The 8,824-nt window shown below is 68.6% G+C and carries 7 protein-coding genes; 5 read left to right on the top strand and 2 right to left on the bottom strand.

Features of this window, described 5'->3' with window-relative positions:
• From LH128_RS01460 to LH128_RS01440, 5 genes are all read left to right on the top strand, one after another.
• The coding region (locus LH128_RS01460; protein WP_008827794.1) for a M24B family metallopeptidase at positions 1-757 on the top strand (757 nt) is incomplete at its 5' end.
• A gap of 1 nt (position 758) precedes the next feature.
• Positions 759-1,154 (top strand): cupin domain-containing protein, encoded by a 396-nt coding sequence (locus tag LH128_RS01455; RefSeq protein ID WP_008827793.1) that lies wholly within the window; start codon positions 759-761, stop codon positions 1,152-1,154.
• Positions 1,155-1,363: 209 nt separating this feature from the next.
• Positions 1,364-2,101, top strand: a complete 738-nt coding sequence (locus LH128_RS01450) for an EF-hand domain-containing protein (protein ID WP_008827792.1) — start codon at positions 1,364-1,366, stop codon at positions 2,099-2,101.
• 32 nt (positions 2,102-2,133) lie between these two features.
• Positions 2,134-2,877, top strand: coding sequence for a response regulator (locus LH128_RS01445; protein WP_008827791.1), 744 nt, complete (start codon positions 2,134-2,136; stop codon positions 2,875-2,877).
• Positions 2,877-4,328, top strand: coding sequence for a sensor histidine kinase (locus LH128_RS01440; protein ID WP_008827790.1), 1,452 nt, complete (start codon positions 2,877-2,879; stop codon positions 4,326-4,328). Before LH128_RS01445 ends, LH128_RS01440 begins: the two co-directional genes overlap by 1 nt.
• A 26-nt stretch (positions 4,329-4,354) precedes the next feature.
• On the opposite strand, the gene LH128_RS01435 is transcribed toward LH128_RS01440, so the two are convergent.
• Complete coding sequence (locus LH128_RS01435; protein ID WP_008827789.1) at positions 4,355-6,955, bottom strand: M1 family metallopeptidase; 2,601 nt, start codon at positions 6,953-6,955, stop codon at positions 4,355-4,357.
• Between the two features lie 207 nt (positions 6,956-7,162).
• On the bottom strand, positions 7,163-8,677 hold the full coding sequence (locus LH128_RS01430) for a helicase HerA-like domain-containing protein (protein WP_008827788.1): 1,515 nt from the start codon (positions 8,675-8,677) through the stop codon (positions 7,163-7,165).
• Positions 8,678-8,824: the final 147 nt, after the last annotated feature.

Genomic DNA, 8,824 nt, shown 5'->3' with positions numbered 1-8,824 from the left:
CTTCCGCGCGCTCGATCCCAGCTTGCGCGACCTGTCGTTCGACACGATCTCCGGCGCCGGTCCTAACGGAGCGAGCCCGCACTACCGCGTGTCGGAAGAGACCAGCCTCACGCTCGAACCCAACTCGGTCTACCTCGTGGACTCGGGTGGGCAGTACCTCGACGGTACCACCGACATCACCCGCACCGTCTGGGTCGGGCCTGATGCGCCCTTCGCCGAAGTGAAGGACCGCTTCACCCGCGTGCTCAAGGGCCACATCGCGCTGGCCCTTGCGGTCTTCCCCAAGGGCACGGCGGGCAGCCAGCTCGACGTGCTGGCGCGCCATGCGCTGTGGCAGGTGGGGCTCGACTATGCCCACGGCACCGGCCACGGCGTCGGCAGCTTCCTTGCCGTTCACGAAGGGCCGCAGCGCATCGCCAAGTCCTCGGGCGGGCAAGCGGGCACCGACCAGCCGCTGCTGCCGGGCATGTTCCTCTCGAACGAGCCGGGCTACTACAAGACCGGCGAATACGGCATCCGCATCGAGAACCTGATCCTCGTCGAAAAGCGCGAGATCGCGGGCTCGGACGGCGAATACTACGGCTTCGAGACGCTCACCCACGTACCGATCGAGCGGCGCCTGGTGGACACATCGCTGCTATCTCCGGCCGAAGTCGCGTGGTGGAACGACTATCACGCGCGGGTGCTGGAGATCGTCGCGCCGCAGCTGGAAGGAGACGCGCTGACGTGGCTGCACGCCCAGTGCGAGCCGCTCTGACATGACGGCGCGCGACCTTCGCACCTTTCCGGTCCACCTCGGCCTTGGCGCGAAGGTCGCGGACCAGCCTGCCTTCACCGGGATGGACTGGTACGCGGCCTATGGGGAGCGCACCGCAGCCGATGGGAGGGAGGGCCGCCTCGTCAGCATGTACGATTTCTCGAGCAGCTGGGATTCGTGGGAGATGCACCCGGAGGGCGACGAACTCGTCGTATGCCTGTCCGGAGAGATCACGCTGATCCAGGAATACCCCGATGGCCGCCTCCATTCCGAGACCTTGCAGGCGGGGCAGTACATCGTGAACCCGGCGGGCGTGTGGCACACCGCCGACGTCTCGCAACCCGCGAGCGCGCTGTTCGTGACGGCGGGAATGGGCACACGGGGCCGCCCGCGCTAAATCCTCCTCCAAGACAAGCGCGGGGAGGGATAGCTTGCAGATGAACGCCCGCTCTACTTGTGACAATTGACGACAATAAACGCATGTCCCGGCACAACTGCGCGACAACCGGCGTTTAGACAGGATCATAGAGAGCCGCAGGACAGTTCTTCCCCCTCCCTTCCCTTGCTGTCCTGTGGCTCTCATCCAATTGTTACGGGACAAGACACATGACCTCGATGAAGACCCTGCTGCTCGGCCTTTCGGCTGCTGCACTGACGATCGGCGGCGTGGCCTGCGCCCAGGCCCCTGCCAACAACGCACCCGCAGCCCAGAAGCCCCGTATGGAGCGTCCCAGGATGGACGCCGACGGCGACGGCGTGATCGCCCGCGCCGAGGCCCAGGCCCGCGCGACCGAACTCTTCGCCAGGCTGGACGCCAACAAGGACGGCAAGCTCGACAAGGCCGACCGCGAACTGATGCACCAGCAGATGCGTGAGACAATGTTCGCGAAGCTCGATACCAACGGAGACGGCTCGATCTCCAAGGCCGAGTTCATGGCCGATCGCGGTCCCGAAGGGCGTGGCCCCGGCGGCCCCGGTCCTGACGGCAAGGACGGCCCGCCGCCCCCGCCTCCGGCTGGCGAAGACGGCGCTTCTCCCCCGCCCCCTCCCGGCGGCGAGCATGACGGCATGCGCCCCGGAATACATAGGGGTACGCACGGCAAGATGGGTCGTGGTGGCCATCGCGGCGGCATGATGATGGAGAAGCAGGCCGACGCCAACAACGACGGCGCCGTCACTCAGGCCGAGTTCATTGCCGCTGCCCTCAAGCGCTTCGATGCGCAGGACACCAACCACGACGGCAAGGTGACCAAGGAAGAGCGCGCAGCCGCCCGCAAGGCGCACATGGACGAGCGCAAGGCCCGCTGGGAGACCAAGAAGGCTGACAAGAAGGCTGCGAACTGACAGGAAGGCGCGGTAACGCCATGGATTTAGAGATGAACGATACCGCGCCTGCTCCTTCTCCGGCCAAGCTGCTGCTCGTCGACGACGAGGCTTCCCTTCGCGAACCCCTGGGCGACTACCTGTCGCGGCAGGGGTTCGCCGTCGTCCAGGCGTCGAGCGCGGCCGAGGCCCGCTCGCGCCTGCGGGACGCCAAATTCGACCTCGTCCTGCTGGACATCATGATGCCCGGCGAGGACGGCCTGTCGCTCTGCCGCCATTTGGTCGAGGCGCAGGACGTGCCGGTGATCTTCCTCACCGCGCGCGGTGAGGCGACCGACCGCATCGTCGGGCTGGAGATCGGCGCCGACGACTATGTCGTGAAGCCCTTCGAGCCGCGCGAACTGGTCGCCCGCGTGCGCAGCGTCCTGCGCCGCGCCTCGCGCGCCGCGCCCGCCCCGGTCGAGAACGAGGCCTTCGAATTCGAGGGCTGGCGGCTCGATCCGCTCAAGCGCCGCCTGATCGATGCCGAAGGCGCGGTCGTCGCCATTTCCTCGGTGGAATACCGGCTGCTGATGGCCTTCCTCGAACACCCCCGGCAAGTGCTCAACCGCGACCGCCTGCTCGACATGGTGCAGGGCCGCGAGGCGCACCTGTTCGACCGCGCGGTGGACAACCAGGTCAGCCGCCTGCGCCGCAAGATCGAGCAGGACAGCCGCAACGCCCAGCTTATCCAGACGGTCTGGGGCGGCGGCTACATGCTGGCGGCGGACGTGCGCCGCGTACCGATAGAGGACTGATGCGCCTTGCGATCCCTTCCGTGATCAGGCCCCGCAGCCTGATGGGCCAGATGCTGCTCGCGGTGGCGGCGGCGCTGCTGCTGGTGCAGGGCATCGGCGCCCTGCTCGTCTACCGCGCCCAGCGCGAGGGCTACGAGGCCGGCATGAGCAATGCCGTCGCCTTCAAGCTCATTGCCGAGACGCGCGGACGCGGTGCCCTTGGACGGATGCTGCGCGGCAACGATCGGGACCGGGATCGCGCGCCTTTCGGTGGGCCGCCCCTGCGCGGCTTCCCGCTGGAACTCAGCGAGGGCTCCCCGCTGCGCACCGGCGAAAAGCGTGACGCCGACATGGAAGAGCGGCTGCAGCACACGCTGGCCGAACAGGACTTTCCCGCTTCGCAGATCGTGGTCGTCCACCGCACCGTCGGCCGGGATGCGTTCGCCCGCACTCATACCTACAAACGCGCCGCGCATGGTCGGCTCGAAGGGCCGGAAGTCAGCGAGATGATGGACGATCACTTGCTGGTGGTCGGCGTCAAGCAGCCAGGCAAGACCAGCTGGATGGTCGCCCGCGTGCGCAGCCCGCGCGCCTTCAACGTCATGATCCGCCCGCTGATCGTGCAGACCGTGATCATCTACCTCGTGCTCGTCGGCGCCGTCGCGCTCATCCTGCGGCGTATCACCAGGCCGCTGGCCGCGCTCACCCGCCGGGTCGAGCAATTCGCCGTCAGCCCCGGCTCGGCCGGCCAGCTCGATCCCAGCGGGCCGGACGACATGCAGCGCCTGATCGTCGCGCACAACGCGATGGAAGCGCGCATCGTCGCCATGCTGGATGAGAAGGACGTGATGCTGGGCGCCATCGGCCACGACCTCAAGACCCCGCTCGCGGCCCTGCGCGTCCGCATCGAATCGGTCGAGGACGATACCGAGCGCGGCCGCATGGCCGCGACGATCGAGGACATCGTGCGCACCCTCGACGACATCCTCTCGCTCGCCCGCGTCGGCCGCCCAAGCGACCCGCGCGAGCGTACCGAACTTTCCGCGCTCGTGGCCTCGGTCGTCGAGGAATACGAGGACATGGGTGAGCCGGTCGATCTCGGCGACACCCAGCGCACCGTCCTCGAACTGCGCTCGACCTGGCTGCGGCGCGCCTTGCGCAATCTCATCGACAACGCGCTGCGCTACGGCGGCGGTGCCAGGGTGGGGCTGGAGAAGGACGGAGACCATGCGGTGATCCGCATCGAGGACGACGGCCCCGGCATCCCCGACGACGAGATCGAGGCGATGACCAATCCTTTCGTGCGGGGCGACCCTTCGCGCAACAAGGCGACCGGCGGGGCGGGCCTCGGTCTGGCTCTGGCGCGGGCCATCGCCGACCAGCACGGCGGCGCTCTGGTGCTGGCAAACCGGCTTTCGCCCACCGGCGAGATCGAAGGGCTGACGGTGAGACTGGAGCTGCCGCTGAGCTGAGTGCCTCCCCGGCTCGGGCAGGAACCTTACCGCAACGTCGCGAATTCCGCGTCGATCTGGGCCCCCATCATGTCGTCGAGCAGCCCGCAGTTGCGCACCCGCTCGACCGCGCGGTCCAGTTCGAGCGCCCCCGGCGTCGCCGCGAACGCCGCCTTGAAGTCCCGCGCGATCCGGTCCGCCCAGGCCACCGAGCAGAACCGTCCGAGCATCTGCGGCAGGCGCGTCGAAACCGCCTGCCCATCCGCCCCGCCGAGCAAGGCCCCGACGTGGGACAGCGCCCAGGCGTAGCCATATTCGCGGCTGGCACTGCGTGCCATGATACCGTCGAGCAGATCGCGCCGCTCGCTCTCGCGCAGGCGCGGATCGTCGAGCGAAAGCAGCCACGCCGCCATCGCCGGAAAGCCCGTGCGCGCCGCCGCGCCAAGCGCTGCCGGGCGAAATACCGGGTCCTCCGAAGCCAGCGCCTTGTCCACCAGCGTGCGCACCGCCGCTCCATCGCGGTCGTAAAGGTACAGATCGAACGCATGGTCGAACCACGCGGGGTCAAGCGCAGCCCCATCACCCGCCAGGTAAGCCACGGCAGCCGCGCCCAGCTGCTTTCGCAGCTGCCGCCCGGCGCTGGTGCCGACGAGCGCATTGACCACCTGCACCCGCCGCTGCGCGCGTGCTGCTCCCTCATGCGCATAAACGCCGGCGCGCGGGTCGAAGCCATACTCCTTCAGAAGCGGCCCGTAGAGCTTCTCGCGCAGGAGCCGGAACCCCCGCCGTCCCGGTGCGCCGACGATGTTCTCGCGCACCAGCTTCGCCAGCGCCTTGTCGGCGGCGTCGGCGGCATGAGGATCGGGGTGCCGGATGAGCCTGCGCTCCAGCCGCGCCATCTCGCCGATGGTGCCGCGCCCCGCGCGGATCGAAGCCCAGAGCGAATCGACCAGCGCCAGTGCCTCGCCGCCCGGCAGGCGGTCGGCCCCGGCGATCAGTTCCTGCCAGTGGCCGGCGGTCAGCTCGAAGCGGTAGTAGCCGGTGCCGCCCGCGTTGGGGAACACCGGCCCCTCTCCGGGCAGCATGAAGCTCTGCGTGTGCTGGTCCATGATGAAGCAGCGGCGCGCTTCTCCCCCTTTGCCATCCCGGCGTCGCAGGCACAGCGGGATCGTCCAGCGCGTTTCGGGCGGCGCGACGCCCGCCGTGGTGTAGCGCAACTGCGTGACCATGACCCGGTCCCCGTCGCGCCGCATGGCAAGGAGCGGCACGCCCTGCTGCTCGACGAAGCTGCGCATCGCCGGCACCAGCTTGGGATTGCCCGCGACTTCGGCGAGCGCGGCGAAGAAGTCCTCGCTGGTGGCGGTGCCCCCCGCATGCGCGGCGATATACCGGCGCACACCCTCGCGGAACCGCTCGTCGCCGAGCCATGCCGCGACCATGCCAACGACGTGGCCGCCCTTGCCGTACGTGATCGCATCGAAGGCGGTTTCGATCCGGCGGCTGTCGTCGATGGACTGGTGCACCGGCCGACCGACGAGGAGTGCGTCGGTTTCCATCGCCTCGAATCCGGTGCCCAGCGCATCTCGGGCGATGCCGAGGTCCGGGCGCCAGGCGTCACCGATGCGGTAGCCGATCCAGTTGGCGAAGCTCTCGTTCAGCCACAAGTCGTCCCACCATGCCGGAGTGACGAGATCGCCGAACCACTGATGGCCGAGTTCGTGCGCCACGATCGTGCCGAAGGCGCGCTGGCGGGTGACCGGCGCCCCGGCATCCACCACCAGCAGGTCGTCGCGATAGAGCGCCGCGCCCGCGTTCTCCATGGCGCCGGGCAGGACCGGCGTGGTGATCTGGTCCAGCTTGGGGAAGGGAAAGGGCGTGCCGAAATAATCCTCCAGCAACCCGGTGATGCGGCGCGTACCGTCAAGCGCGAAAGCCAGCCTGTCGGCGTTCTGGCGGGTCGAGACGATGCGCAGGGGCAAAGACTTCGCCTCCCCCGCCAGCGAAGCGAAAGGGCCGACCATCATCGCGGCGAGGTATGTCGGCAGCGGTGCGGTAGGCGCGAAGCGGTGCACCTCCAGCCCGTTCTCGATGACCGGCGGCCCGGCTTCGGGCGCGTTGCCGATCGCGCTCAGGCCCTTGGGCGTGCGCAGGGTGAGGGTGAAGGGCGTCTTGAAGCCGGGCTGGTCGAAGCCGGGGAACGCGGCGCGGGCATCGATCGCCTCGAAATGGGACCAGACATGCCATGCGCCTTCGACCTGCTCGCGGAAAAGTCCGGCAGGTCCGTCGGCAAACGGGGCGTCGTAATCGAAGGCCAGCGTGACCGGCCCGGCGGGCAGGTCTTCCGGGAATGCGATTCGCGCGACGCCGATGGGGTCGATCTGCTGCCAGCGCCCGGCAACCGACCGGCCCTTTGCCCGCGCCATGACGCGCGACACGTCGAGCCCGCGCCCGTGCAGCACGATGGAAGAGGCCGGCGCGGCGAGCACGACGTCGATCTCGACATGCCCGGAAAAGCGCGGACGGGACGGATCGATGGTGAGGTCCAGCCGGTAGGCCGCAGGTTTGGCAGTGTCGTCGAGCCGCCCGAGCGGGACCGATTGCGCCTGCGCGGCTACGGTCATGCTGCCGAACAGAAGGGCAAGCAGCATCACGATACGTCGTCCCGGACTTGATCCGGGACCGCTGGCCGTGACCCGACCGCCGGCCAGCGCGTGCAACGCGCTTCTGCCCAAGGATCGCCACCTGTCCCGGATCAAGTCCGGGACGACGAGCCTTCGCACTATCGCATCAATCCGCCGATGAGATTGCGCGCGAACCTGCCAAGTCCGGGGAAGCCGATCGCCTTGCCCAGCGCATCACCCACCGTCCCGGCAGCGGCGCTGGCGGCCGAGGCCTTGGGGCTGGCGCGGCTCTTCTTGCCCTGCATCGTCTGCGCGAGGATCGACCCGGCGCTGGCGGCCGCAGCCCCGGCGGCGGCCTTGGCGACCTTGCCGCCGATGCCGTCCCACAGGCCGGGGCTCCTGCTTGGCGACCTCGTCGCGGCCTTTCTCCTCCACCTCCTGCGCAGTGGCGGCGGCGTCGGCGGCCTTGGCGGCGAGCACTTCCTCCGCGCTCTCGCGGTCGACGCGGGTGTCGTACTTGCCCTCGAAGGGGCTGATCGACTGGACGATCGCACGCTCCTTGTCGGTGATCGGCCCCAGCCGCGAGCGCGGCGGCGCCACCAGCGTGCGCTGCACCATCGTAGGCGCGCCCTCGTCGTCCAGCGTGGAGACCAGCGCCTCACCCACCTTCAGCTCGGTGATCGCCGCCTCGACGTCGAGCGCAGGATTGATGCGGAAGGTCTCGGCCGCCGCCTTGATCGCGCGCTTGTCACGCGGGGTGAAGGCGCGCAGCGCATGCTGGACGCGGTTGCCGAGCTGCCCGGCGATCTCCTCGGGAATGTCGATCGGGTTCTGCGTCACGAAGTAGACGCCCACGCCCTTGGAACGGACGAGGCGAACGACCTGCTCGACCTTGTCCTGCAGCGCCTTGGGCGCATCGTCGAACAGCAGGTGCGCCTCGTCGAAGAAGAACACCAGCTTGGGCTTCTCCGGATCGCCGACCTCGGGCAGCACCTCGAACAGTTCGGACAGCAGCCAGAGCAGGAACGTGGCATAGAGCTTCGGGCTGCGCATCAGCTTGTCGGCGGCAAGCACGTTGATGTAGCCGCGCCCCTGATCGTCGCACTTGATGAAATCGGCGATCTCCAGCGCGGGCTCACCGAAGAACTGCGCCGCCCCCTGGCTGTCGAGCGCGAGGAGCTGGCGCTGGATGGTGCCGACGCTCGCCTTGGACACGTTGCCGTACTTGAGGCCCAGATCGGCGGCGTTCTGCCCCACGTACGTCAGCATCGCCTGCAGATCTTCGAGGTCCAGCAGCAGCAGGCCCTGTTCGTCGGCATAGCGAAAGACGATGTTGAGCACGCCCTCCTGCGTTTCGTTGAGGTCCATCAGCCGGGCCAGCAGCAGCGGTCCCATCTCGGAGATCGTAGTGCGCACCGGATGGCCCTGCTCGCCGTAGATATCCCAGAAGACCGCGGGGTTGTCGGCGTAGGCATAGTCGGCGATGCCGATCTCCTTAGCCCGCGATTCCAGGATGGCGGCGTTCTTGAACTGCGGGCTCCCGGCCATGCACACGCCCGAGAGGTCGCCCTTCACGTCGGCCATGAACACCGGCACCCCGGCGGCGGAGAACTGCTCGGCAATGGTCTGCAGGGTCACCGTCTTGCCGGTGCCGGTCGCGCCCGCGATCAGGCCGTGGCGGTTGGCGCGGCCGAGGCGCAGCACCTGCCGCTCTCCATCGCCGCCTAGTCCGAGGAAAATCTCGTTCATCCCGTCGTCTCCAAGCCCTGTCGCACCATGGGTGTAGCGTGGCAATCGGTGCTGCGGAAGGGCCCACCCCCAACCCCTCCCGCTTGCGGGAGGGGAGCGAGACTTACGAAGCCGCAGGCGTAGTTAGTCGCAGCGGGGTGGGCACAG

The sequence above is a fragment of the Sphingomonas sp. LH128 genome (assembly GCF_000293195.2).
GTDB classification, from domain to species: Bacteria; Pseudomonadota; Alphaproteobacteria; order Sphingomonadales; family Sphingomonadaceae; genus Novosphingobium; species Novosphingobium resinovorum_A.
Note: the sequence above shows the minus strand (reverse complement) of the source record. Positions and strands in the feature narration are given on the sequence as shown.